Annotated in this window: 27 protein-coding genes; 18 read left to right on the plus strand and 9 right to left on the minus strand. The window is 68.6% G+C overall.

All coding sequences use genetic code 11. The features are described from left to right. Nucleotides 1-94 precede the first annotated feature (94 nt). Nucleotides 95-919: a biotin--[acetyl-CoA-carboxylase] ligase gene (locus BLW75_RS19085; RefSeq protein WP_034304808.1), complete on the minus strand. Its 825-nt coding sequence runs from the start codon at nucleotides 917-919 to the stop codon at nucleotides 95-97. An 80-nt stretch (nucleotides 920-999) separates the two neighbouring features. On the opposite strand from BLW75_RS19085, the gene BLW75_RS19090 reads away from it, so the two are divergent. Both BLW75_RS19090 and BLW75_RS19095 read left to right on the plus strand, forming a co-directional pair. After that, nucleotides 1,000-2,115, plus strand: coding sequence for a C40 family peptidase (locus BLW75_RS19090; RefSeq protein WP_198935645.1), 1,116 nt, complete (start codon nucleotides 1,000-1,002; stop codon nucleotides 2,113-2,115). A gap of 49 nt (nucleotides 2,116-2,164) precedes the next feature. Next, nucleotides 2,165-2,635, plus strand: coding sequence for a hypothetical protein (locus BLW75_RS19095; RefSeq protein WP_091597854.1), 471 nt, complete (start codon nucleotides 2,165-2,167; stop codon nucleotides 2,633-2,635). Here BLW75_RS19095 and BLW75_RS19100 read toward each other — a convergent pair. Together BLW75_RS19100 and BLW75_RS19105 are read right to left on the minus strand one after the other, a co-directional pair. Next, entirely contained in the window at nucleotides 2,596-3,060 is a 465-nt protein-coding gene (locus tag BLW75_RS19100) for a histidine phosphatase family protein (protein WP_091597857.1), read from the minus strand. The genes BLW75_RS19095 and BLW75_RS19100 overlap by 40 nt on opposite strands. A gap of 108 nt (nucleotides 3,061-3,168) precedes the next feature. Beyond that, nucleotides 3,169-3,999, minus strand: coding sequence for an alpha/beta fold hydrolase (locus tag BLW75_RS19105; RefSeq protein WP_034304806.1), 831 nt, complete (start codon nucleotides 3,997-3,999; stop codon nucleotides 3,169-3,171). 27 nt (nucleotides 4,000-4,026) lie between these two features. Here BLW75_RS19105 and BLW75_RS19110 point away from each other — a divergent pair, with 27 nt between their 5' ends. From BLW75_RS19110 to BLW75_RS19130, 5 genes are all read left to right on the plus strand, one after another. Then, a complete protein-coding gene (locus BLW75_RS19110; protein WP_034304805.1) occupies nucleotides 4,027-4,422 on the plus strand; it encodes a nitroreductase/quinone reductase family protein in 396 nt (131 codons plus the stop codon). A 42-nt stretch (nucleotides 4,423-4,464) separates the two neighbouring features. Further along, nucleotides 4,465-4,860, plus strand: coding sequence for a MerR family transcriptional regulator (locus BLW75_RS19115; protein ID WP_034304804.1), 396 nt, complete (start codon nucleotides 4,465-4,467; stop codon nucleotides 4,858-4,860). Next, on the plus strand, nucleotides 4,861-5,196 hold the full coding sequence (trxA, locus tag BLW75_RS19120; RefSeq protein WP_034304802.1) for a thioredoxin: 336 nt from the start codon (nucleotides 4,861-4,863) through the stop codon (nucleotides 5,194-5,196). 221 nt (nucleotides 5,197-5,417) lie between these two features. Beyond that, entirely contained in the window at nucleotides 5,418-6,041 is a 624-nt protein-coding gene (locus BLW75_RS19125; RefSeq protein WP_034304801.1) for a LysE family transporter, read from the plus strand. 57 nt (nucleotides 6,042-6,098) lie between these two features. Next, nucleotides 6,099-6,524 carry a VOC family protein gene (locus BLW75_RS19130; protein ID WP_034304800.1) on the plus strand — a complete coding sequence of 142 codons (426 nt, stop codon included), beginning with the start codon at nucleotides 6,099-6,101 and terminating at the stop codon, nucleotides 6,522-6,524. Here BLW75_RS19130 and BLW75_RS19135 read toward each other — a convergent pair. From BLW75_RS19135 to BLW75_RS19155, 5 genes are read right to left on the minus strand one after another with little or no spacing between them, the layout of a single operon-like run. Next, entirely contained in the window at nucleotides 6,521-8,281 is a 1,761-nt protein-coding gene (locus tag BLW75_RS19135; protein WP_034304797.1) for a S9 family peptidase, read from the minus strand. The genes BLW75_RS19130 and BLW75_RS19135 overlap by 4 nt on opposite strands. A 4-nt stretch (nucleotides 8,282-8,285) precedes the next feature. Next, nucleotides 8,286-8,723 carry an SRPBCC family protein gene (locus BLW75_RS19140; RefSeq protein ID WP_034304795.1) on the minus strand — a complete coding sequence of 146 codons (438 nt, stop codon included), beginning with the start codon at nucleotides 8,721-8,723 and terminating at the stop codon, nucleotides 8,286-8,288. Next, a complete protein-coding gene (locus BLW75_RS19145; RefSeq protein ID WP_034304793.1) occupies nucleotides 8,720-9,037 on the minus strand; it encodes an ArsR/SmtB family transcription factor in 318 nt (105 codons plus the stop codon). The genes BLW75_RS19140 and BLW75_RS19145 overlap by 4 nt, the downstream gene beginning before the upstream one ends. 58 nt (nucleotides 9,038-9,095) lie before the next feature. After that, the gene (locus BLW75_RS19150) at nucleotides 9,096-9,794 is read right to left on the minus strand and encodes a lysoplasmalogenase family protein (protein WP_034304790.1); all 699 of its coding nucleotides are present in this window, start codon (nucleotides 9,792-9,794) and stop codon (nucleotides 9,096-9,098) included. Between the two features lie 52 nt (nucleotides 9,795-9,846). Beyond that, complete coding sequence (locus tag BLW75_RS19155; RefSeq protein ID WP_034304787.1) at nucleotides 9,847-10,857, minus strand: GlxA family transcriptional regulator; 1,011 nt, start codon at nucleotides 10,855-10,857, stop codon at nucleotides 9,847-9,849. Nucleotides 10,858-10,900: 43 nt separating this feature from the next. Here BLW75_RS19155 and BLW75_RS19160 point away from each other — a divergent pair, with 43 nt between their 5' ends. The 10 genes from BLW75_RS19160 to BLW75_RS19205 all read left to right on the plus strand — a co-directional run bounded on the left by BLW75_RS19160 (nucleotide 10,901) and on the right by BLW75_RS19205 (nucleotide 19,554). Then, nucleotides 10,901-11,671, plus strand: a complete 771-nt coding sequence (locus BLW75_RS19160) for an NAD(P)H-dependent oxidoreductase (protein WP_034304785.1) — start codon at nucleotides 10,901-10,903, stop codon at nucleotides 11,669-11,671. Between the two features lie 68 nt (nucleotides 11,672-11,739). After that, the gene (locus tag BLW75_RS19165; protein WP_034304783.1) at nucleotides 11,740-12,891 is read left to right on the plus strand and encodes a sensor histidine kinase; all 1,152 of its coding nucleotides are present in this window, start codon (nucleotides 11,740-11,742) and stop codon (nucleotides 12,889-12,891) included. Beyond that, on the plus strand, nucleotides 12,888-13,553 hold the full coding sequence (locus tag BLW75_RS19170; RefSeq protein WP_034304780.1) for a response regulator: 666 nt from the start codon (nucleotides 12,888-12,890) through the stop codon (nucleotides 13,551-13,553). The genes BLW75_RS19165 and BLW75_RS19170 overlap by 4 nt, the downstream gene beginning before the upstream one ends. A 142-nt stretch (nucleotides 13,554-13,695) precedes the next feature. Continuing rightward, nucleotides 13,696-15,333, plus strand: a complete 1,638-nt coding sequence (locus tag BLW75_RS19175; protein ID WP_034304778.1) for an acyl-CoA carboxylase subunit beta — start codon at nucleotides 13,696-13,698, stop codon at nucleotides 15,331-15,333. Beyond that, complete coding sequence (locus BLW75_RS19180; protein WP_034304776.1) at nucleotides 15,330-15,548, plus strand: acyl-CoA carboxylase subunit epsilon; 219 nt, start codon at nucleotides 15,330-15,332, stop codon at nucleotides 15,546-15,548. Before BLW75_RS19175 ends, BLW75_RS19180 begins: the two co-directional genes overlap by 4 nt. Before the next feature lie 61 nt (nucleotides 15,549-15,609). Then, complete coding sequence (locus tag BLW75_RS19185) at nucleotides 15,610-16,443, plus strand: helix-turn-helix domain-containing protein (protein WP_034304773.1); 834 nt, start codon at nucleotides 15,610-15,612, stop codon at nucleotides 16,441-16,443. 197 nt (nucleotides 16,444-16,640) lie between these two features. Continuing rightward, entirely contained in the window at nucleotides 16,641-16,847 is a 207-nt protein-coding gene (locus tag BLW75_RS19190) for a DUF397 domain-containing protein (RefSeq protein ID WP_034304771.1), read from the plus strand. Beyond that, on the plus strand, nucleotides 16,844-17,164 hold the full coding sequence (locus BLW75_RS19195; protein WP_034304768.1) for a hypothetical protein: 321 nt from the start codon (nucleotides 16,844-16,846) through the stop codon (nucleotides 17,162-17,164). Before BLW75_RS19190 ends, BLW75_RS19195 begins: the two co-directional genes overlap by 4 nt. A 172-nt stretch (nucleotides 17,165-17,336) precedes the next feature. Next, a complete protein-coding gene (locus BLW75_RS19200; protein ID WP_034304765.1) occupies nucleotides 17,337-17,963 on the plus strand; it encodes a PadR family transcriptional regulator in 627 nt (208 codons plus the stop codon). Then, nucleotides 17,944-19,554: a DHA2 family efflux MFS transporter permease subunit gene (locus BLW75_RS19205; RefSeq protein WP_091597863.1), complete on the plus strand. Its 1,611-nt coding sequence runs from the start codon at nucleotides 17,944-17,946 to the stop codon at nucleotides 19,552-19,554. The genes BLW75_RS19200 and BLW75_RS19205 overlap by 20 nt, the downstream gene beginning before the upstream one ends. A 279-nt stretch (nucleotides 19,555-19,833) precedes the next feature. Here BLW75_RS19205 and BLW75_RS19210 read toward each other — a convergent pair whose 3' ends face one another. Beyond that, nucleotides 19,834-21,639, minus strand: a complete 1,806-nt coding sequence (locus BLW75_RS19210) for a glycoside hydrolase family 3 protein (RefSeq protein ID WP_034304762.1) — start codon at nucleotides 21,637-21,639, stop codon at nucleotides 19,834-19,836. 166 nt (nucleotides 21,640-21,805) lie between these two features. On the opposite strand from BLW75_RS19210, the gene BLW75_RS19215 reads away from it, so the two are divergent. After that, complete coding sequence (locus BLW75_RS19215; protein ID WP_034304760.1) at nucleotides 21,806-22,432, plus strand: Maf family protein; 627 nt, start codon at nucleotides 21,806-21,808, stop codon at nucleotides 22,430-22,432. Nucleotides 22,433-22,504 lie beyond the last annotated feature (72 nt).

Raw genomic sequence — 22,504 nt, forward strand, 5'->3', positions numbered from 1 at the left:
GGACGCTCCCAAAGTGTGTTCGGCGCTGGTGAGCTCACCGTACCGGCGAACGGTCCCGGCGGAAGAGGAGACGCCGGAAAACGAGACGCACGGATCAGGCCTTGGCGGGCCGCACGTGGACGACGTCTCCGGCGAACACCGTGTACCGCTCACCACCAGGAACGTCGACCTGGAGCTGTCCGGCGGGATCGATGTCGGCGGCGCGTCCGGTCAGCGCCGAACCATCGGGCAGCTGGACCTCGACGTCCTGGCCCAGCGTGGCGCAGTACCGGCGGTAGTCCCCGAGCAGTCCGGCTTCGGCCAGTGACCCGCCGGCGAGCCGCCAGCGGCGTTCGAGCTCGTCGAAACCGGTGAGCAGCCGCGAGGCGATCTCGGCGCGATCGGTCTCCGTCGCGCCCTGCTCGGCCAGCGAGGTCGCGGGCAGGCCGCCGGGCCCGGCCGGGACGTTCTCGCCGAGCGGCAGCACGTTCAGGCCGATACCGAGAATCACGGTGGTGTCGTCACCGGCGACGGCCTCCGCCAGGATGCCCGCGCATTTGGCGCGCTCGGGCCCGGCGAGGACGTCGTTCGGCCACTTGAGGACGGCGTCGACGCCGAGGCCCGCGGCGACCTCCCGGACCGCGAGGCCCGCGACCACGGAAAGTGACCCCAAATTGGCGAACGGAACGCCGCCGGGACGCAGCAGGACACTGATGTAGAGGCCCGACCCCTTCGGCGAGGCCCACTGCCGCGCGCGGCGGCCGACACCGGCCGTCTGCTCTTCGGCGATCAGCACAGTGCGGTCTTCGGCGCCCCGCGTGGCGGCTTCCCGCAGGTCGGCGTTGGTGGACCCGGTACTCGCCACAACCTGGATCGCGGCGTACCGGCCGGACAGCGTGGCACCCAGACGCCTTGCGTCGAGCGCTCCCGTCTCACTCATTCGTCCAGAATATGAGAGTCCCCCTAACGTGCAAGGCGTTCGCTCGTTACGCAGAGGTGGTCTCCAATAACCTGGACGGCGTGACTGAGCCCGACCCGGCCCCGAGCGCGCCCGAAACCAGCCGGAAGAAGTCGTGGGCACACGGCGTGGCGATGCGCGGCCTGGTCGCCCTCCCCCTGGTCGCGGGGCTCGCGACGGCGGGCTGGCTGCTCGCGGGCGGCAACGATCCCGCACCCGCGGACGGGCGCCAGCCGATTCCCGTTCCGGCCGCCAAGCAGGATCCGGCCACCGTCGGCGGCGGCGCGGGCCCGTCGGTGCTAGAAGTCAGCGCACCGGTGAAGGCGCAGGAGACGCCGAAGGGCGCCCGGCCGCTCGAAGAGTGGGCGAACAAGCTCGCCGGGGCGCTCGACATCCCGGCGAAATCGCTCATGGGGTACGCGAACGGCGAACTGGCCCTGCGCGGCGAGCAGCCGAACTGCCACCTGTCCTGGGTCACCCTCGCCGGAATCGGCGCGGCGAGCTCGAACCACGGGCGCGGCGGCGACAACCCCCTCGGCCTGTCGGCGCAGCAGTGGAAGAAGCACGGCGCGTCGATCCCCGGTATCGCGAAACCCGCGCTCACCGATCCGGACTCCGCCTCGGTCGCCGCCGGCCGCGCCCTGTGCGCTTCCGGAGCCGACCTGGGCGGCGGCAACGGCTGGTGGAAGGCCATCGCCGGCTACCAGGGCGGCAAGGGCAACGACGCCGAACTGTTCCGCCAGCGGGTCCTGGGCAACGCTCAGCTGTACGCGACCCTGTCCCTCGATCCGGCACGTTCCGCCAGCCCGGCCGTGAAGGCGACCCGGTTCGCCCTGGGTCAGCTGGGTCTCCCGTACGTGTGGGGCGGCAACGGCCCCGAAGCGGGCGCGGCGGGCTTCGACTGCTCCGGGCTGACCAAGAAGTCCTACGACGAAGCCGGGATCTCGCTCCCGCGGACCGCGGACAGCCAGTTCCGGGCGCTGCCGCAGGTGCCCGGCGAGCCGAAACTCGGGGACCTCGTGTTCTACGGGAACCCGGCGACGCGGATCCACCACGTCGGGCTGTACCTCGGGAACGGGCTGATGATCAACGCGCCCACCGAGGGCCAGGCCGTCCAGATCCACACGTATCACTCGAAGGGCGACGACTACACCGGCGCGGGACGGCCCGCGGCCTGAACCGGCCAGAACCCCCGTTACCCCGGCACCGGCGGTTACCGTGGCGCCCATGCGTTCGATCGAGTTCCGCAGGGTCTCCCGGAGACCGGCCGAGCGGGAAACGTCGCTTCGATTCCTGATCGACGGCGTTTCTTTCCTGGAGTTGGTGCGCGAAGCCGAACTTCCCGGCGCGCTCGCGGAACAGAAGGAGCGCATCGAGGAATGCCCGTCGGAGCCCGCCCCTTTGCTCGCCGGGGATTACGCTCCCTCGACGCGTCTTTCCGCCGAGCATCTGCTCGGCGGGGCGCCGGATCGCGTTCCACACGGCGTCGAAGACGACGAGCACCTCTTGCTGGGGTGCACCTGCGGTATCGACGACTGCTGGGCGCTGGTGGCGAAGATCGCGCTCGGCGAGGACACGGTGATGTGGTCGGGTCTGCGCAATACGTACCGGGACTGGGATTACGGCAGCATCGGTGAGCTGACGTTCTCGCGACAGGACTACGAGAGGTCGCTTCGCGCCGCTTTCGGCGCCGGATAGTGCTCGTGGGGCCGGCGCAGCCGGTGGATGGCGGGCATCGGCATGTCCCGGGAGAACGGCCAGCCGATCCCCGTCCGCACACCGGCCAGCAAGCGGGACACGAAGGTCCCGTGACTGCCCACCAGCACGACACCGCCGTCATACTCCTCGGCGAGCCGATCGACGGCGGCCATCGCGCGTGCCGTCAGCTGCCGCAGGCTCTCGGCGCCCGGCCGCGCGAAATCCGGATCCACCCAGCTGCGCTCGTAGTGCCCGGCGTAGTCCGGTGTCGGCTCCAAGCCCGAGTCCCACTCGCGTAGCTCCCAGCGGGTCGTGACTTCGAGCCCGGCCTTCCTGGCCGCGGGCTCGACCGTCGCGACCGCTCGCCGGTACGGACTCGACACGACCGCCGTCGGCTTCATCGCGGCGAGCTCGTGCGCGGCCACTGACCGCGGCCGCCACGCCCGCCGCGGTCAGTGGCCGCTCGGGGTCGTCGGGCCTTCCCGGCGAAGGCGGAACGGACTCGGCGTGCCGGATCAGGACGACGTCGCAGCTCACGCGCGTTCGGCCAGCCATTCGAGCGCGGCCTCCCCGTGCCGGAGGACCGACACGTGCCCGTCCTCGGGAAAGACGCGCGACGCGGCCGTGGCGCACTGCCGGGTCAGCCATTCGCCGTGTGCGGCCGGCACGATCCGGTCCGCGCCACCGTGCAGGTGCAGAACCGGGACCTGGACGTCGGACGGCTGGAACCCCCACGGTGCGACGTACGCGAGATCGTCGTCGATCAGCGCGCCTGGCCCGCCCTCGACCGCGGGACCGACCACGTCGAGCACCCAGTTCCAGTCACCGGCCAAGGCCGCGTGATCCGCCGGGGTGAACATGTCGGCGTCGTAGTCGGCGGTCGCCTCGTACCGCTCCTTTTCCGCCCGGCCCGCCACGGCTGCCCGCAGAGAGCCGGCTCCCGCCGGGCCCATCCCCGCGAACCAGTCGAGCCCCTCGGCGTCGTACGGGGCCAGACTCGCGACGCAGACCATCGCCGTCACTCGATCCGGCATCAGGGCAGCGCAGGCGAACGCGTGCGGGCCGCCTCCCGAATGCCCGAAGACCGAGAAGCGCTCGATCTCCAGAGCATCGGCGACCTTCTCGACGTCCGACGCCGCCGACGCGACGTCTCGGCCGGGCCGCGGCGAGGAACGGCCGTAACCGGGCCGGTCGTAGGAGACCCACCGCAGCCCGAGCCGCTCGGCGGCCGCGAACAGCGGGACCGGCGGGGCGCCGATGTTCGGGGTGCCGTGGTGCCAGAAGACCACCCGGCCGGCCCCGCCCGTGTCGTAGGTGTGCAGTGTGGTCCCGTCCCCCAGGTCCACGTCGGACTCGTTCACCATGGCGCGAGCGTAGGGCACCCTGGAACCATGTCCCGCTATCACGAGATCAAGCACCGCGTGGCCACCACCTTCCAGCGCCATGTCGGCAACCCGATCCTCGTCCGCCTGCCGTCCCAGCCGGTCCTGGAGACCACGGGCCGCAGATCCGGGGAGCCCCGGCGGACGCCGATCGGTGGCCGCCGGGTGGGCCGCTCGTTCTGGATCGTCTCGGAATTCGGTGAGAAGTCGCAGTACGTCCGCAACATCCAGGCCGATCCGCGGGTCCGGGTCCGGCTCAAGGGCCGGTGGCACACCGGTACGGCGCGCCTGCTCCCCGAAGACGACCCCCGCGCCCGGCTGAAGACCCTGCCCACGGTCAACAGCGCCGCCGTTCGGGCGATCGGCACGAACCTCCTCACCATCCGGGTCGATCTCGACGACTGAACGTTTGCCTTGACGCCAAGGGCAAGGTTTACGCTCGGCTCCATGCGGATCGGCGAACTCGCCGCGCGCACCGGAACCACCACCCGCGCGCTGCGTTTCTATGAGTCACAAGGGCTTCTCGACGCACGGCGCGCGTCGAACGGCTACCGGGAGTACGACGAGGACGACTACCGTCTGGTGAACGAGATCCTGACGCTGCAAGCTGTCGGGCTCAGCCTCGAAGACACCAGGCCGTTCGTCGAGTGCCTGCGCGCCGGGCACGAGACCGGTGACTCGTGCGCCGATTCGATCGAGGTCTACCAACGCAAACTCGCCGAGGTGGACGCCTGTCTGGCCCGGCTCAACGACGTACGGGAAAGCCTGCTGACCAAGCTGGCGGGCGCGCTGAAAACGCCGCCGGGACCGTGCGTCGTCACGCCGCGAAACGAGGAGGCCTGAATGTCCCTGTCCGTCGTCACCGACGAAACCTTCCAAGAGCTCGTCCTGGATCAGGACACGCCCGTCCTGGTGGACTTCTGGGCGCAATGGTGCCCGCCCTGCCACATGATCGCGCCGGTGCTCGCGGAGATCGCCGAGGAACGCGCCGGATCGCTGCTCATCCGCAAGCTCAATTCCGACGAAAACCCGCTCACGGCACGGAATTTTCAGGTCATGTCGCTGCCGACGCTGATCCTTTTCCGGGGCGGGCGTCCAGTGTGGACGACCGTCGGAGCCCGGCCGAAGGCCAAGCTGCTGGCTGATCTGGACGCCGCTCTGCAGCCCGCCCTCTCGTGAGTGGTAAGTGTCGTTAGAACGACACTTACCACTCACGACCCCCTTGACTCCTGACGGCCCGAAACCCACCTCGCTCATAAATGTGTTGCGCCGGGCGCCGTCCGTTCGCATCCTTCTCCCATGACTTCGACCCTCGCCTTCCTGACCCCGTCCTCCGTCGTCCGACGGGTGCGGGTGCAGCAGCAGGCCGGGTCCTGGCGGAGGACGACACCAGTCCGGCCGTGAGCGCCGCGCTCGTCGCGGGCCTGCTCGCCGGGTATGGCATCGCCATCCCGGTGGGCGCGGTCGCGACCTATCTGGTGGTGTTGACGGCCAGATCGGGGCTCAAGATCGGCGCGTACGCCGCGCTCGGCGTCGCCACGGCCGACGGGTTGTACGCGCTGGTCGCGGTTCTCGGCGGTGGGGGGCTCATCCCCGTCATCGAGCCGATCGCCGTACCACTGCGCTGGACGTCGGTCGTGGTGCTGCTCGCACTGGCCGTCCACATCGGACTCACCGGAATCCGGAACTTCCGCGACTCCGCGAAAGCCGAGGTCACGCAGCCGGTCACGATCGGGCCGGTGAAGGCCTACGTGAGCCTGCTCGGGATCACGCTGCTGAACCCGACGACGGTGGTCTACTTCGCGGCGCTCGTACTCGGCAGCGAGGACATGGCCGCGGCGAGCGGAGCGGAACACGTGGTCTTCGTGGCCGCGGCGTTCGCGGCTTCGGCCAGCTGGCAATTGTTCCTCGCGGGTGGCGGCGCCGTACTCGGCAAAGCGTTGACCGGACGCCGGGGGCGGCTGGTGACGGCGCTGGCGTCGAGCGCGCTCATCACCGTGCTCGGTCTGCGGTTGCTCTGGTGAAGAATCCGGTGGGAATCGAGGACCGTGGTTGTCCGCGTCGGTTGCGAGGCTGTGCCCATGACCGAAACCCAGGAACGCACCGCCGCCCTCCACTCCTACCTCGCTTACAACGACGCCCCCAAGGCCCTCCGCTGGCTCGAACGCGCCTTCGGCTTCGAGACCACCACGGAGTACCCCGACGACAAGGGCCTGATTTTGCACGCGGAACTGCGGCTTGGCGGAGTCCGGATCATCGTGTTCAGCGCGGAGGAGGACTGCGACCGCCCGGCACGCAAGGGCGAAACCGTCGGCCACGGCCTCTACGTGAGCCTTCCGACGCAGGAAGCCGTGGACGCCGTGTTCGCCTCCGCCCTCGAAGCCGGCGCGACGGCGGTCTGGGAACCGGTGAACACCGAATGGGGCAACTACCGCTGCCGCGTCGACGACCTCGAAGGCTACGAATGGACTTTCGGCACGTACGTCCCCGGCGAACCGCAAGGCTAGAGCAACCGCGCGAACCACTCGCGGGTGCGTCGGAGCAGATCCAGCTGGTGTTCCCGTTCGGAGATCCTGTGCCCTTCACCGGGATACACGACGAGGTCGTGTTCGACGCCGAAGTGCCGTAGCGCGCGGTGGAAGAATTCCGCCTGGGACAACGGGACGTTCGTGTCGTCCGCACCGTGCACGATCAGCACGGGGGTCTCGACCTTCGACGCGTAGGAGATCGGGCTGAGCTGATCGTGCCGGTGCGGACCAGTCCCTTCCCATCCGGTACTTCCGCCGAGCCCGGCTTCCAAGGGGCCGAATTCACCGGTCGCGGCGAGCATTCCCCAGTCACAGATCCCGGCCCCCATCAGCGCCGCCTCGAACCGGCGGGTCTGCCCGACGGCCCAGGCCGTCAGGTATCCGCCGTGACTCCAGCCCGCGATCCCGAGCCGCTCCGGGTCGGCCACTCCTTCCGCGATGAGGAGATCGATCCCGGCCTCGAGATCGCTCCATTCCTCCAGCCCTACCCGTGCCGCGACGGAAGCGGCGAACTCGTGCCCATGACCTTGCCCCCCACGGGGATTCGGCAGGAAGACGGCGTGTCCCGCCGAGGCCAGCCACCGCGCCGACGGGTACCAGCCCAGCATGAAGCCGTCCGCGTACCGGTCGTACGGTCCGCCATGCGGCGCGACGATCAGGGAGAACGGCCCGTCCTCCCGGGTCTTTCCCGGCGGGAGAACGAGCAGTCCGTCCAGTGTCAGGCCATCGGAAGCTTTGTAGGACAAGCGTTCTTGCGGCCCCCAAGGAATATCGGCGAGCTCCGGCGCCGTATCGCTCACTCGTTCCAACGGGCCGCCGACGGGTCCACAGTGGACATCTTTCGGGCGATCGGCGGTGCTCAGCACGACAGCCACGATCTCGCCGTTCGAAGAGATCGCGTCCGCCTGCCCGCGCCACAACGACACTGCGCCTTCGCCGAGCCGATGCAGGGCCGTGTCGAGCCCGTCGGCCACGAGCATCAGCGGAGCGCCGGAATCGACCTGCGTGAGCCTGATCGGACAGGCCGATTCCGGTGTCAGGTCGCGGTGTTCTCCCGTTTCCACAGGGACGTCGAAGACCGCCCAACCGCCGATCATTTCGGGGGTCGCGAGATACGTGACGTGCCAGCCGTCGCCGCCCCGCCACCAAACGGGGCTGCAGGCTTCGACCGGGACCCGGCCGAGCTCACGCCGCTCACCGGTTTCCAGGTCCAGCAAGGAAAGCCGGGGTTCGAGCCCGCCGGGATCAAGTTCGGGCGTCGGCCAGGTGACGACGGCGAGCGCGCCGTCGTCCTGACGGCGGGCGACGTCGACCACGTGGTCTTCGAGCAGTGTCGTGATCTCACCGGTTCGCGGGTCGAAGCTCCGCAGCCGCGCCGGACGGAGACTTTCACTCCAGACCCAGACGGCCGGAGGGGGCGTCTCGTCTTCGGCGATGAACACGATCCGCTCGCGCATCGGGAGAAACGCGGTGATCTCGCTCCGCCAAGCGAACAGCGGCCCGTCCTCCGTGTGGATCAGCCCGTCCCGGAGGAAATAGAGGGAATCCGGTGACCACCGGGGCGAGGCCCCTTCGGCCAGCTTCCGCGGCTCTTCCTCGCCGTCCACGGCCGCCAGCCAGATTTCCGGGACGCCTCGCGCGATGGTCGAGACCTGGTAGGCGATCCACCGTCCATCCGGGGAGAGCGCGGGATTCGACGGGACACGACTGTCGACGATCAGCTCAGCTGTCAGCATGTGTTCATACTGCCGACAATGCCTTCCCCAGTGCGTCGAGCCAGTCGCCCGTGCCCTGCTCCCGCCAGCTCGGCTCCTCGTGGCCGTCGAGGAAGGTGCCCTGCTCGATCACCGTCAGCCGGGTTCCGCCTTCCGCTGCTTCGAGCAGGATCGTCGTGACCGACACGGTCGCCAGGACGTCGTCCGCGGAGAGCGTCCCCGCGTAGACGATCCGCTCGTTTTCCGCGATGTCCTCGTAGCGGGCTTCGAAAACCAGCCGCTTGCCGTCGGCGGGGCCGCTGATGACCTCGCGGCCGCCGACCCGGAAGTCCAGCGAGTGCCCGCCACCGGGCGCGGTGATCCACCCGGCTTTCGCGGCCGGATCCGACCAAGCGGCGAAGACACGTTCCGGCGCCACGGGGTAGACGCGCTCGAGGGTGAAAGTGGCGTGTTTGACGGTCATGACCGTTTCCCTTCGTCGGTGTCCAGATGGCCGCCAAGGCGATCGAGCCGGTGTTCCCAGCCGGTGCGCTGCCCGCCGAGCCAGTCCTCGGCCATCCGCAGGCCGTCCGGTTCGAGGTGGCAGGTGCGGACGCGCCCCACCTTCTCCGACCGGACGAGCCCGCTGGCCTCCAGCACCTGGAGGTGCTGCATCACGGCGGGCAGCGACATCGACAGCGGCTGCGCGAGCTCCCCCACCGAGGCGGGTCCCCGGGTGAGACGCTCGATCATTTCGCGGCGCGTTCCGTCGGAAAGCGCCTTGAACACCTGGTCCATGCATTGGTTAGGCACATGCTTAACTATCCGCCACGCCGGACGATAGTCAAGCATGTGCTTAACTTTCCGCGGTCATGCCTTCGACGAGCAGCCACTGCGACGCGAGGTACGAAGTCAGCACGAAGGTTTCGAGATTGGCCCGCACCCGCTCGCTGGTGACGAAGTCGCGCCGGATCAGGATCGCCAGATCCGACGCGGAGAACAGCAGCGCACCGGCGGCGATCCAGGTACGGCGGTCACCCGACGGGATCACCATCCCGCCCGAGACCTTGGCCTTCGGCGCCAGCACCGGGTCGGCCGCGAGGGTCGACGTCGTGCTCAGCAGGCCCCCGTAGACCGAAAGCACCGAAGAGACCGGAGACGGCTTCGGCACCGCCATCGCGACCGCGGCCGTGGCCCACGCCGCCAGCCGGGGCGGCGCGGTCGCCGCGCGCGGGCGAGCACCGCGACGCCACAACAGCGTGGAGTACAGCACCTGCATGACACCGAACGACGTCGCACCCCTGATCAGCTGGCCGTCCTCGTCGGACCGGCCCATGAAGTGGTCGCCCGCGCCCGCCGCGATCAACGCGGCGACGAGCAGGCCCTTCTCCCCCGGCGCGAGCCCGCGCGAACGCGCGACCCTGGCGGCGAGCACCGGGACCGCGGCCGGTTTGGTCGCGAGTTGCAGCTTCCGATTGCCTGTCCTCGCGGAGTACACCGTGCCGATCGCGGCACCGGCGAACAGCACCCGTTCGGCGAGCTTGAGGACCTTCACTGACCACCTCCGGAACTTATTTTTGGGTAAGTTACCAGGAGGTCAGCTGCTTTCAGACGGCTTCGCGGAAGGTGTTCCGATACGCGCTCGGCGAGACCCCCAACGCCGCCTGCAAATGCTGGCGCAGCGACGCGGCGGTGCCGAAACCCGCTTCGGTGGCGACCTTGTCCACCGGCAGATCGGTCTCTTCGAGCAGCTGACGCGCCCGTTCGATCCGCTGCTGGGTCAGCCACTGCAACGCCGAAATCCCGACTTCGTCGCGGAACCGCCGCGTGAACGTCCTGGTGCTCATCGCCTCTTTCGCCGCCAGCTCGCGCAGAGTCAGCGGCCGGCCCAGGTTCTCGAGCGCCCAGGCCCGTGCCGCCGCGGTCGAGGAGGATTGCGGCTCCGGCACCGGCCGCCGGATGAACTGCGCCTGCCCGCCCTCGCGGTGCGGCGACACGACCGTGCCGCGCGCGACCTCGTTCGCGACCGCGGCACCGTGATCACAGCGGATCATGTGCAGGCAGAGATCGATCCCGGACGCGACGCCCGCCGCGGTCAGGACGTTCCCGTCGTCGGTGTAGAGCACGTTGGGATCGAGGTCGACCTTCGGGAACTTCGCCTGGAAGTCCAGCGCCGAACGCCAGTGCGTGGTCGCCCTGCGGCCGTCGAGCAGCCCGGCGGCGGCGAGCACGAAGGCACCTGTGCAGATCGACGCGATCCGGGCGTCCGGCCGGATCAGCTCCAGCGCCCGCGCGAGTGGTTCGGTGAGGTCGTGCCCCGACGGTTCGTATTCGGTGGACGACGCCGGGATGACCACGGTGTCGGCCTCGGCGAGCACCTCCGGGCCGAGCGCGACCGAGATCGTGACGTCGGCGTCCGTCCGGATCTGCCCTGGTTCCGGCGTGCAGGTGACGACCTCGTAGAGCGGCTCGCCGTCGGCCGACTTGGCCGTGCCGAACAGCCGGGTGACGATCCCCAGCTCCATCACCAGCATTCCGTGGCGGACCAACACGGCGACCCGATGGCGGCTGGGATGCACGAAAGAGCCCATGGCTCGATTCTTGCACATGTTGTCCATCGGGCCACTCGTCCCGGCGGGAAGAACGCGCGACGGTGAGACCATGAACGTGCTGTGGATCTTCGCCCATCCGGAACCCCGCTCCCTCGGCGGATCGCTGCGCGACGAGGGATTGCGTGCCCTCCGCGCGCAGGGCGCCGACGTTCGGGAATCCGATCTGTACGCGATGAAGTGGAAGCCCGTCGTCGACGCCGACGATTTCGGCCGGGCCGCGTCCCCGGACCGGCTCGTCGTCGGCTCGACGTCGAAGAACGCCTTCGAGACCGGCGAACTCGGCGAGGACATCCGCGCCGAGCACGGAAAACTGGCGTGGGCGGACGCCGTGATCATCCAATTCCCGCTGTGGTGGTACGGAATGCCCGCCATCCTCAAGGGCTGGTTCGACCGCGTCTTCGTCAAGGGTTTCGCCTACGGTGTCCAGCGGCCCGACGGCCGGACGGCGCGCTACGGCGAAGGAGCGCTGGCCGGGAAGCGCGCCATGGTCGTGCTGACCGCCGGGGCGCCTGAGGCCACGATCGGTCCGCGCGGGGTGAACGGCGATATCGGCGACCTGCTGTTCCCGTTGCAGCACGGGACACTCTGGTACGCGGGCATGTCCGTCCTTCCCCCGCTGACGATCTGCGGTGCCGACCGCTTCTCACCGGAGCAGTTCGAAGCCGCCGCCGCATCGCTGCGAGCACGACTGCGAACACTGGCCACTCAGGACCCGATCCCGTTCCGTCCCCAGAACGAGGGCGACTACGACGACGATCTGATCCTGCGTGACGACCTCGCCCCCGGACAGAACGGACTCGGCGTCCATCTGGCTCGATGATCTCCACCCTGGGGATGACCTTCGCCGGACGGACGCGCACACACCGCGCATCCGGTTAAGTTCGCCGTATGAAACAGCCGTCGGCGCTCCCCCAACGGGTGGCGTACACGATCGACGCGCTCCTCGCGCTGGTGCTCGTCGTGGCCGTCGGCGGGAACCTGGCCGCGAGGACCTGGACGTTCCTCATCGCCATCCCGATGTGGCTCGCCTGGGCGACGGTCGCCGCCAGCGGGATCGCGATCGCGCTGCGGCGCCACCGGCCACTGGTCGCGTACGGCCTCGGACTCGGCAGCCTGGTCCCGGCCCTGGTCGCCGGCAACGGACTGGGCCCGGCCGCGCTCCTGGCCACGGCGTGCGCCCTGTACACCGTGGCGCTGGAACATCCGCGCGCCCGCTCGCTGATCGCGATGGGCCTCGGCCTGGTCGTCGTCATGATCTTCGAGTTCCTGCGGCTCGGGCCGAACACGATCGCGTCGACGGCCTTCGCGGGCGGCGGCGTGGCGGGCTCGTGGGCGCTGGGCTGGATGACGCGGCAGCGGCGCGCGAATCTGGCGCAGCTCGCGGAAACCCAAGCCGATCAGGCGGTTTCCGACGAGCGGCTGCGCATCGCCCGCGAGATGCACGACGTCGTCGCGCACAGCATGAGCCTGATCGCGGTCAAGGCGGCCGTCGGCAACCACGTCGCACGGGAACAGCCCGAAGAAGCCCGCGAAGCGTTGCGGGTCATCGAGCTGACCAGCCGCGAGACGCTCGTCGAACTCCGGCGGATGCTCGGCGTCCTCCGTTCCGGCGACGGCACGCCCGAGGTCGCGCTCGGCCCCGCGCCGAAACTCGCCGACCTGCGGACCCTCGCCGAACGCGCCGGACAGGCCGGGGTGCGGGTGGAACTGACCGGCGAAGGGGTGGACGACCTCCCGGAAGGTGTCGCGCTTTCGGTCTACCGCATCACCCAGGAGGCGGTGACCAACGTCGTGAAGCACGCGGGACCGTCGGCCTGCCGGGTCACGATCACCGAAGGCCCCGGCGAGGTCAGCGTCGAAATCGTCGACGACGGGCGCGGCGAAGGTTCGCCGTCGACGACCGGCGGGCACGGTTTGATCGGCATGCGCGAACGCGTCGCCGTCTACGGTGGTGACTTCGAAGCGGGCCCGCTGCCCGCCGGGGGATTCCGGGTGTTCGCGCGGCTGCCGTACGCCGCCAAGGAAGTGGGGACACGATGATCCGCGTTCTGATCGCCGACGACCAGGCGTTGCTGCGCGGCAGCTTCCGCGTGCTCGTCGACAGCGCGCCGGACCTCGAAGTCGTCGGGGAGGCGAGCGACGGCGCGGAAGCCGCCGAACTCGCCGAGCAGGAGCGCCCCGACGTCGTGCTGATGGACGTCCGCATGCCCGAGCTGGACGGAATCGAAGCGACCCGGCGGATCTGCGCGTCGGCCACCACCGAAGGCGTCCACGTGCTGATGCTGACGACCTTCGACCTCGACGCCTACGTCTATTCGGCATTGCGCGCGGGCGCGAGCGGATTCCTGCTGAAGGACACGCCGCCCGCCGAGCTGCTGACCGCGATCCGGGTCGTCGCGGCGGGCGAAGGACTGCTCGCCCCGTCGATCACGCGAAGGCTCATCGCCGAATTCGCGCGGCTGCCCGAACCCGGGCAGCGCGTCGCGGCGTCGCTGGACAACATCACCACCCGCGAACGCGAGGTCCTGAGCCTGATCGCGCGCGGACTGTCGAACGACGAGATCGCCGGAACGCTGCATCTCGGGCTGGCGACGGTGAAGACGCATATCGGCCACCTCCTGCACAAACTCGCGGCGCGGGACCGGGCGCAGCTCGTGATCGCGGCCTACGAGTCCGGTCTGGTGCGCGCCTCCGTCCAGTGATGTCCGCCCAGTCACGCGTGTCGTCCGTCGGATCACGCGTGTCGTCCGTTTCGGGCGGGTTGCTCGCTGACCGGCGCCAAGCCCCACGGACGTTGCCTACGCCACACGCGAAGTGACCGTCGAGTAGCTAGGCTGCCGATTCATGAGCAGTGCGACGGAGCCGCTCGGGACGCCGCCCGAGGACGAACCGGACATCCACACCACGGCCGGCAAGCTGGCCGACCTGTACCGCCGGTATGACGAGGCGGTGCACGCGGGTTCCGCGAGGGCGGTGGAGAAACAGCACGCCAAGGGCAAGAAGACCGCCCGCGAGCGGATCGACCTGCTCCTGGACGAGGGCTCCTTCGTCGAACTCGACGAGCTCGCGAAGCACCGCTCGGTGAACTTCGGCCAGGAGAAGAACCGGCCCTACGGCGACGGCGTCGTCACCGGCTACGGCACCGTCGACGGACGTCCGGTGTGCGTATTCAGCCAGGACGTCACGGTCTTCGGCGGTTCACTCGGTGAGGTGTACGGCGAGAAGATCGTCAAGGTGATGGACCTGGCGATCAAGACCGGCCGCCCGATCATCGGCATCAACGAGGGCGGTGGCGCGCGGATCCAGGAAGGCGTCGTCTCGCTCGGGTTGTACGGCGAGATCTTCAACCGCAACGTCAAGGCGTCCGGCGTCATCCCGCAGATCTCGCTGATCATGGGCGCCAACGCGGGCGGGCACGTCTACTCCCCCGCGCTGACCGACTTCGTGGTGATGGTCGACAAGACCTCGCACATGTTCATCACCGGCCCCGACGTCGTGAAGACCGTGACCGGCGAAGAGGTCTCCTTCGAGGAGCTCGGCGGCGGGCGCACGCACAACACCCGTTCGGGGAACGCGCACTACCTCGGTTCCGACGACGAGGACGCCATCGCCTACGTCAAGGAACTGCTCTCGTTCCTCCCGGCGAACAACCTGTCCGAGGCCCCGGTCTTCGAGACCGACTCGGCACCGGGAGGGTTCTTCGACGACGTCACCGAGTCGGACCGTGAACTCGACACGCTGATCCCGGACTCGCCGAACCAGCCGTACGACATGCACGAGGTCATCAACCGCATCGTCGACGACGGCGACTTCCTCGAGGTCCACGAGCTGTTCGCGCCCAACATCCTGGTCGGCTTCGGCCGGGTGGACGGGCGCAGCGTCGGCATCGTGGCGAACCAGCCGACCCAGTTCGCCGGCTGTCTCGACATCGACGCGTCCGAGAAGGCCGCGCGGTTCGTGCGCACCTGCGACGCGTTCAACATCCCGGTGCTGACCTTCGTCGACGTTCCCGGCTTCCTGCCGGGCACCGACCAGGAGTGGAACGGCATCATCCGGCGTGGCGCGAAGCTGATCTACGCCTACGCCGAAGCGACCGTCCCGCTCGTCACCGTCATCACCCGCAAGGCGTACGGCGGCGCGTACGACGTCATGGGGTCCAAGCACCTCGGCGCGGACATCAACCTGGCCTGGCCGACGGCGCAGGTCGCGGTCATGGGCGCACAGGGCGCGGCGAACATCGTGCACCGCAAGACCCTCGCCGCGGCCGCCGCCGACGGCAAGGACGTCGACGCGCTGCGCGCCGAGCTGATCCAGGAGTACGAGGACACGCTCCTGAATCCGTACGCGGCGGCCGAACGCGGCTACGTCGACTCGGTGATCGTGCCCGCGCACACCCGCGGCCACATCGCGAAGGCACTTTCGCTGCTCCAAGGCAAGCGAGAGACGCTGCCGCCCAAGAAGCACGGGAACATCCCGCTGTGACCGCGCCCGAAACCCCGCTGCTGCGCGTCGTCCGGGGCAACCCGGACGACGCCGAACTCGCCGCGCTGACCGCCGTCGTCGCGGCGGCGGCCAGTGCGCGGGCGCCGGAACCGGCCCCGAAACGGGAGTCGTGGTGGGCGGACAAGGCTTCGCTCGTGCGGGCTCCGCTCGCGCCCGGCGAAGGGGCGTGGCGCGCTTCCGCGCTCCCTCGCTGAAAGCGGCTTCGCGGGTTATCGTGACGGATCCGCCGACCGCGATCGCCCCAGAAAGCCGTGCGTGACGAACCAGGACCACCTCTCCACCGAATTGCGCCGCCTGCGCAAAGCCGCCGGGTTGTCCGGTACCGAAGCGGCCAGGCTCACCGGCCTCAGTCAGTCGAAGGTCTCGCGGGTCGAAACCGGCGCGTTCATGCCCACCGAGGAGCAGGTCGTCGCGCTGTGCCGCCTCTACCGCGCGCCCGCGAAGGTCCGGCGAGCGCTCGTCGCGATCACGCGGGACCTCCGCGAGGAGGCGTCGTCCGCCCGCGTCGTCCTCCAGCGCGGTGCGTGGCGGATGCAGCAGCGCATCGGCAAGATCGAGACGGCGTCCGCCCGGATCCGGAGTTTCCAGCCGACCATCGTGTTCGGCCTGCTCCAGACCCGCGACTACATCACCGCCCTGTTCGGTGATTCGCTGCCTGCCGGCGAACGCGACCAAACGGTCGACGCCAGGCTGGAACGCCAGCGGATCCTCGACTCGAACCGCGAGTTCCACTTCGTGCTCACCGAAGGCGCCCTGCGCTGGAACATGGGCGGCGCGGCGACGATGCTGGCCCAGCTCGGCCACCTCGTCGAGGTGTCCCGGCGCGGGCGTGTGCGGCTCGGGGTGATCCCGTGGACCACACCGGTTTCGGTCCCGGTCCTCCACGGCTTCGACATCTACGACTCGCGCGCCGTGCTCCTCGGGACCCAGACGGCCACGGCGCTCGTCACGGACGAACGCGAAGTGGCCGACTACGAGAAGAACTTCACCGAAGTCGAGCGCTACGCCACCTACGGCGACATCGCCTGCTCACATCTGATGCGGATCGCGGCCGACTACCGACAGCTCGCGGTCGAACCACTTCGGTGACCTAATACCCTTTGCGCTATGCACTCCGAGAGTGCATCGTGAGTAAAGCACCTGTCGGTGAAGGTCCTCTTTCGTGCGCCGAACGCGATCACCGAAGCCGTTCACCGACCAGCGGACACAGATCACCCGATCTCGCCAACCTTGCTGCCGCGCAACCCGTCTACTTGCCGAAACAGTCACTGGGGAAAGGGCCTCCGATGACCACCTGGCACGAAAGCATGACCGGCTGGCACAAGTCGACCTACACGCACTGGGAAGAGAACGCCTGCGTCGAGGTCGGCGTCGCACCCGGCCTGGTCGGCATCCGGGACACCAAGCAATGGGCGATGCCGGACGAGACCCGGCCGATCCTGGTGCTCCCCGCCGAGTCCTTCGCCGCGCTCCTCGAGCACCTCGGTCGATGAACGACGTCGCCGAGCCGTACATGGTCCACGATCCGCGGGAGATGGCGGGCCAGCTGATCAACGGCAACTGGATCGTCGCGCGATGGGAACACCTCGGCGAGGACGAGGACCTCGACCACTGGACGGCCGTCCTGCGGAGCCACTGCGAAGAACTCGACGTCGATCCGTACGTCATCAACATCCCGCGCAAGAGCCTCACCGTCGTCTTCAACGGCGCACTCCCCGCGCCGACGTTCGAACAACTCGAGAACTCGATCGCGGCCATCGAGTACCACCGCTTCCTCGAACGCGAAATCGGGCCGAGACCCCTGAACTGACACGCGAGTCACGCCTCCAAACACGAGAGTCACGCTTCCAAGCACGCGAGTCACGCCTTCAAGCACGCGAGTCACGCCTCCAAGCACGCGAACCCCGTACTTGAGCCCGAACCGGTCCTGCCATATAGTCCACTCGGAATAATCAGTAAGGAATCTTCCGAGAGGATCATCCATGGCCTCGAAGCTCACTCCGCTCGCCATGGCGGTGCTGGAGCTCCTTCACGAGCGGGCCATGCATCCGTACGAGATGGCGCAGCTGATGCGGGAGCGCTTCGTCAGCACGCGCGTCAAAGTGAAGGCGGGCTCGCTCTACCACACGGTGGATCGCCTGGTGCAGAACGGATTCGTCGAGGCCGTCGAGACACAGCGCGACGGCAAACGCCCCGAGCGCACCGTCTACGCGATGACGGACGCCGGCCGCGACGAGTTCGTCGACCGAGCGCAGGACATGCTGGCCAACCCCGCCGAGGAGTATCCCGAGTTCCTCAGCGCGCTCGCCGTCATCGACGAGCTCGGCCCGGAGATGTCGCTCACCCACCTCAAGCATCGCGTGCTGCGGCTTCAGGCCGCCATCGCCTCCGACCAGGTCGTGCTCGAAAACCTGGTCAACGAGCACAAACTCCCCGAGGTCTACTGGCTCGACTGGTCCTACGCCACCGCGCGGCGGGCCTTCGAGCTCCAGTGGACCCAAAAACTGGTCGAAGACCTGGAATCCGGTCGCATCCGGTTCCAGGGACATTGCACGCCGCACCTGAACCTGGTCACCGAGGACGACAGTGATGAACGCGCGACAAGCTGACCCCTGGGCGGCGCTTTCCGCGCTGTGCCTGGGTTTCTTCATGATCCTGCTGGACACCACGATCGTTTCGACCGCGATTCCCGCGATGCTGCGTGAACTCGACGCGGGGCTGAACGCGATCGTCTGGGTGATCAGCGTCTACCTGCTCGCCTACGCGGTGCCGATGCTGTTCGCGAGCAGGCTCGGTGACCGTTTCGGCCCGAAACGCGTCTACCTGGCCGGGCTCGTGGTGTTCACCCTGGCTTCGCTGTGGTGCGGCCTGTCCGGTTCTGTCGAAATGCTGATCGCGGCCCGCGCGGTGCAGGGACTCGGCGCCGCCTTGATGACGCCGCAGACCCTCGCGTTCATCAGCCATCTGTTCCCGCCGTCGAAACGCGGCCCCGCGATGGGACTCTGGAGCGGCGTCGCCGGGATCGCGGCCATCATCGGGCCACTGCTCGGCGGTGTGCTCGTCGACCATCTCGGCTGGGAATGGATCTTCTTCGTCAACCTGCCGGTCGGCGTGGTCGCGCTCGCACTGGCGCTGCTCAAGGTGCCGGACTGGCAGCCGAAGCACTCGCATTCCTTCGACGTCCCCGGCATCCTGCTGTCGGGCGCCGGCTTGTTCTGCCTCGTCTACGGCGTCCAAAATGGACAGCAGTACGACTGGGGCCGCGTGTTCGGTCCGATCACCGTATTCGAGATCATCGGCGCCGGTGTCGCCCTGCTGGTCGCTTTCGTGGCGTGGCAACGGTTCAACCGTAAGGAACCGCTGCTGCCGCTGGGTGTCTTCGCGAACCGCAATTTCTCTGCCGGGGCGCTGACCTCGGTCACCGTCGGCTTCGCGATGACCGGGATGTTCCTGCCGCTGGTGATCTACATCCAGGCCGTGCTCGGCGAGTCGCCGACGATGTCCGGCCTGCTGTTCGCGCCGATGTCGCTGCTGGGCGGCTTGATCGGCCCGTTCGTCGGCCGCGCTTCGGACAAGGTCAACGGCAAGGTCCTGCTGATCATCGGCCTGACCGCACTGGGCGCGGGGCTGGCGCTGGCGGCGCTGACCGCACGGGCGGGCGCGAACGCTTGGGCGCTGACCCCGGCACTGCTGGTGGCGGGCTTCGGGATCGGGTTCATCTTCGCGCCGATGGGCAACCTGACGATGAGCTCGGTCGAGCCGCGGCTCATCGGGACCGCGTCGGGCATCTTCAACACCGCGCGCCAGGTCGGCGGCGTACTCGGCAGCGCCGCCGTCGGGGTACTGCTGCAGGCACGGATCAGCGCTTCGATCGCCGACGAGGCCACGGCGGCGGCGAGCGCGTTGCCGGAGCAATACCGGGCGCCGTTCGCGGAAGGTGTCGCGAAGGCCGCGGAATCGACCGGGGAGTTCGGCTCGTCCGGGGCGGCGGCGTTCCCCGGCTTGCCATCGGACGTAGCCGAGCAGGCCCAGCGCCTCGCGCTCGACGCCGTCCACAATGGACTCACCGATGCGGCGAGGGTGACCCTGCTGCTTCCGGCCGCGGTACTGGTGCTGGGCGTGCTCGCCGCGCTCACCATGCACCGCCCTTCTCGGGCACCCCACCCGCCCGCTCGCGAACCCGCCGCCAGCATCGCCTGACCCCTTGAGTGGTAAGGACGGGTGCTCAGGTACCTACCGCCGGTGCGCGAGCGGCGGGTTCGCGTGACTGAACGGACGACACGCGTGCCTGGAGGGACGACACACGTGATCAGACGGACGACTCGCGGCGGAACCCCGGCCGCGGTCGTGTCGTCCATCCAATCACGCGTGTCGTCCGCCGGATCACGCGTGTCGTCCGGTCAATCACGTGACATCGCCTGACCCCAGGTCTCGTGAGTGGTAAGGACGGTTAGAACCGTCCTTACCACTCACGAGGCCCTACCGGCGGTACCGCAGACCGTAGCCGTACGGATACAAAGCCTTCTTGCCGTCACCGACGTTCACCGGTTCCTGCGCCGCGCTGGTCGGCCAGCTGAATGTCAGCTTCCCTGTCGGGTTGTAGTCGCCGTACAGGACATCGGCGACACCGGCTCCTTCGCTGCCCGGGAGCCAGGCGGCGAGAAGCCCGTCGAACTGCGGCAGTTGCGCGGCGATGTCGAGCGGGCGCCCGGACACGGTCACCACGACGACCGGGACCCCGGAGGCCTTCAGCTTGGCGATCGTGGCGAGGTCTTCCGCGTCGAGCCCGAAGCCGTTCGGGCGATCTCCCTGTCCTTCGGCGTACGGCGTTTCGCCCACCACGGCGACGGCGACCTGGTAGCCGCCGTCGATTCCGTTACCCGCACGGTCATAGGTCACCGTGGTTCCCTTCCCCGCCCCCGACTTGATCCCGTCGAGGATGGTCGTGCCCGGGATCACCGGGCCGCTCTGGCCTTGCCAGGTGAGCGTCCAGCCGCCCGCCTGGTTGCCGATGTCGTTCGCGTTCTTGCCCGCCACGAAGATCTTGTTGTTCTTCTTCGCCAGCGGCAGCACACCGTCGTTCTTCAGCAGCACCTGGGATTCACGGACGGCCTGACGGGCCAGTTCACGATGTTCCTTGCCGCCGAACGTCTTCTGGAGCGAACGGTCGGTGTACGGGCGCTCGAACAGGCCGAGCTTGAACTTCTGCGCCAAGATGCGGCGGTTCGCGTCGTCGATCCGGTCGCGCGAAACCCGGCCCGCCTCGACTTCGGCCTTGAGATAGGCGATGAACTGCGGCGCGTCCCACGGGACCATGAACATGTCGATACCCGCGTTGACCGAGAGCCGCACCTCTTCGGGGGTGAAGCCTTCCTTGCCGTCGATCTGGTTGATCGCGTTGTAGTCCGAGATCACCAGACCGGAGAATCGCAGCTCCCGCTTGAGGACGTCGGTGATGAGGTACTTCTCGGCGTGCATGCGCACACCCTGGAAGCTGGAGAACGAGATCATCACCGAGCCGACGCCGCGGTCGATCGCCTCACGGAACGGCGGCAGGTGGATCTGACGCAGTTCGCGTTCGCTGATCCCGGTATTGCCCTGATCGACGCCGTTCGTCGTGCCGCCGTCGCCGACGTAGTGTTTCGCCGTCGCGAGCACCGATCCCGGTTTCCCGCCGAGCCTGCGCCCCTGGAGGCCGGTGATGGCCGACGCGTTGGCGATGGCGTCGCGCGGGGATTCGCCGAAGGATTCGTAGGTCCGGCCCCAACGATCGTCACGGGCGACGCACAGGCACGGGGAAAAGTCCCACTGCGGACCGGTTCCGGCGACCTCCAGCGCCGTCGCGCGGCCGATCTTCTCGACCAGGCGCGGATTGTTCGCCGCGCCGAGGCCGATGTTGTGCGGAAAGATCGTCGCGCCGTAGACGTTGTTGTGGCCGTGCACGGCGTCGACGCCGTAGAGCGTGGGGATGCCGAGCGGCGTCGAAATCGCCGCCTTCTGGTACGCGTCGACCATGTCGGCCCACCCGTTCGGCGTGTTGCTCTCCGGCACCGAGCCGCCGCCGGAGAGCAGGGACCCCAGTTTGAGCGCGGCGGCCTGTCCGGGGGTGACCGCGCCGCGTTCGGCCTGGGTCATCTGGCCGATCTTGTCGTCGAGGCTCATCCGCTTGAGCAGGTCGTTCACCCGTGCGGAGGTCGAAGCTTGGGGGTTCTTGTAGACCGGCCCGGGGGCGGCGGACGCCATCGGCGCCAGGGCCGAACCGGCCAGGAGCAGTCCTGCGAGCACTGTGGTTTGCGTCGTGCGAAGTGATCTTCTGACGCGGAGGCGGGACGACATTGGTTCCTCCGTAGCTCGGACAATCCATATGTTGCGCGCCACAACAAACTAGCTCCACGTCCGGGTGTCCCAGGTCACAATCAGGCAACGACCGGCCTTCGAGTACCTTCCACGAGTGCGTTTCGTTCTCGCGTCCCAGTCCCCCGCCCGCCTCGGCGTCCTGCGTTCCGCCGGCTTCGACCCGAGCGTCGTCGTGTCCGGCGTCGACGAGGACGCGGTCGCCGCGTCCCTGACCGATCCGGCTCCCGAAGAGCTGGTCCGCGCGCTCGCCGCCGCGAAGGCCGAAACGGTTTTCGAGACGCTTGGCGGGCACGGCGACATGGTCATCGTCGGCTGCGATTCGATGCTGTCGATCAACGGCGAGATGGTCGGAAAGCCGATCACGCCGGAAGCCGCGCGCGAGCGCTGGGCGTCGATGGCGGGCAAGACGGGTGAACTCCTGACGGGCCACTCGATCATCCGCGTCGAGAATGGCGTGAAGACGAAAGAAGCGTCCGGAACCGAAGGCACCACTGTTCGCTTCGGCACGCCGTCGCAAGAAGAGATCGAGGCGTACATCGCTTCCGGAGAGCCGCTTCAGGTGGCAGGCGGATTCACGCTCGACGGGCTCGGCGGCTGGTTCATCGAGGGAATCGACGGCGATTTCTCGAGCGTCATCGGGATCAGCCTGCCGCTGACCCGGCGTTTGCTGGCCGAGGTCGGTGTCAGCGTCATCGAACTGTGGACGCGTCCCGCATCCTGAGACGACTCCCACACGATCGGGTGATCCGGAAGAGTCCTGCTTCGCCGAACGTTCTTCACGTTCGGGAAATCA

It is taken from the genome of Amycolatopsis lurida (genome assembly GCF_900105055.1).
Lineage (GTDB): Bacteria > Actinomycetota > Actinomycetes > Mycobacteriales > Pseudonocardiaceae > Amycolatopsis > Amycolatopsis lurida.

Bases quoted from the DNA above. Each gene is read 5' to 3' on its own strand.
- BLW75_RS19085 (WP_034304808.1), bottom strand. From the start codon at position 919: ATGAGTGAGACGGGAGCGCTCGACGCAAGGCGTCTGGGTGCCACGCTG.
- BLW75_RS19095 (WP_091597854.1), top strand. From the start codon at position 2,165: ATGCGTTCGATCGAGTTCCGCAGGGTCTCCCGGAGACCGGCCGAGCGG.
- BLW75_RS19105 (WP_034304806.1), bottom strand. From the start codon at position 3,999: ATGGTGAACGAGTCCGACGTGGACCTGGGGGACGGGACCACACTGCAC.
- BLW75_RS19110 (WP_034304805.1), top strand. From the start codon at position 4,027: ATGTCCCGCTATCACGAGATCAAGCACCGCGTGGCCACCACCTTCCAG.
- BLW75_RS19115 (WP_034304804.1), top strand. From the start codon at position 4,465: ATGCGGATCGGCGAACTCGCCGCGCGCACCGGAACCACCACCCGCGCG.
- trxA (WP_034304802.1), top strand. From the start codon at position 4,861: ATGTCCCTGTCCGTCGTCACCGACGAAACCTTCCAAGAGCTCGTCCTG.
- BLW75_RS19130 (WP_034304800.1), top strand. From the start codon at position 6,099: ATGACCGAAACCCAGGAACGCACCGCCGCCCTCCACTCCTACCTCGCT.
- BLW75_RS19135 (WP_034304797.1), bottom strand. From the start codon at position 8,281: ATGCTGACAGCTGAGCTGATCGTCGACAGTCGTGTCCCGTCGAATCCC.
- BLW75_RS19140 (WP_034304795.1), bottom strand. From the start codon at position 8,723: ATGACCGTCAAACACGCCACTTTCACCCTCGAGCGCGTCTACCCCGTG.
- BLW75_RS19145 (WP_034304793.1), bottom strand. From the start codon at position 9,037: ATGGACCAGGTGTTCAAGGCGCTTTCCGACGGAACGCGCCGCGAAATG.
- BLW75_RS19155 (WP_034304787.1), bottom strand. From the start codon at position 10,857: ATGGACAACATGTGCAAGAATCGAGCCATGGGCTCTTTCGTGCATCCC.
- BLW75_RS19160 (WP_034304785.1), top strand. From the start codon at position 10,901: ATGAACGTGCTGTGGATCTTCGCCCATCCGGAACCCCGCTCCCTCGGC.
- BLW75_RS19165 (WP_034304783.1), top strand. From the start codon at position 11,740: ATGAAACAGCCGTCGGCGCTCCCCCAACGGGTGGCGTACACGATCGAC.
- BLW75_RS19170 (WP_034304780.1), top strand. From the start codon at position 12,888: ATGATCCGCGTTCTGATCGCCGACGACCAGGCGTTGCTGCGCGGCAGC.
- BLW75_RS19175 (WP_034304778.1), top strand. From the start codon at position 13,696: ATGAGCAGTGCGACGGAGCCGCTCGGGACGCCGCCCGAGGACGAACCG.
- BLW75_RS19190 (WP_034304771.1), top strand. From the start codon at position 16,641: ATGACCACCTGGCACGAAAGCATGACCGGCTGGCACAAGTCGACCTAC.
- BLW75_RS19195 (WP_034304768.1), top strand. From the start codon at position 16,844: ATGAACGACGTCGCCGAGCCGTACATGGTCCACGATCCGCGGGAGATG.
- BLW75_RS19200 (WP_034304765.1), top strand. From the start codon at position 17,337: ATGGCCTCGAAGCTCACTCCGCTCGCCATGGCGGTGCTGGAGCTCCTT.
- BLW75_RS19205 (WP_091597863.1), top strand. From the start codon at position 17,944: ATGAACGCGCGACAAGCTGACCCCTGGGCGGCGCTTTCCGCGCTGTGC.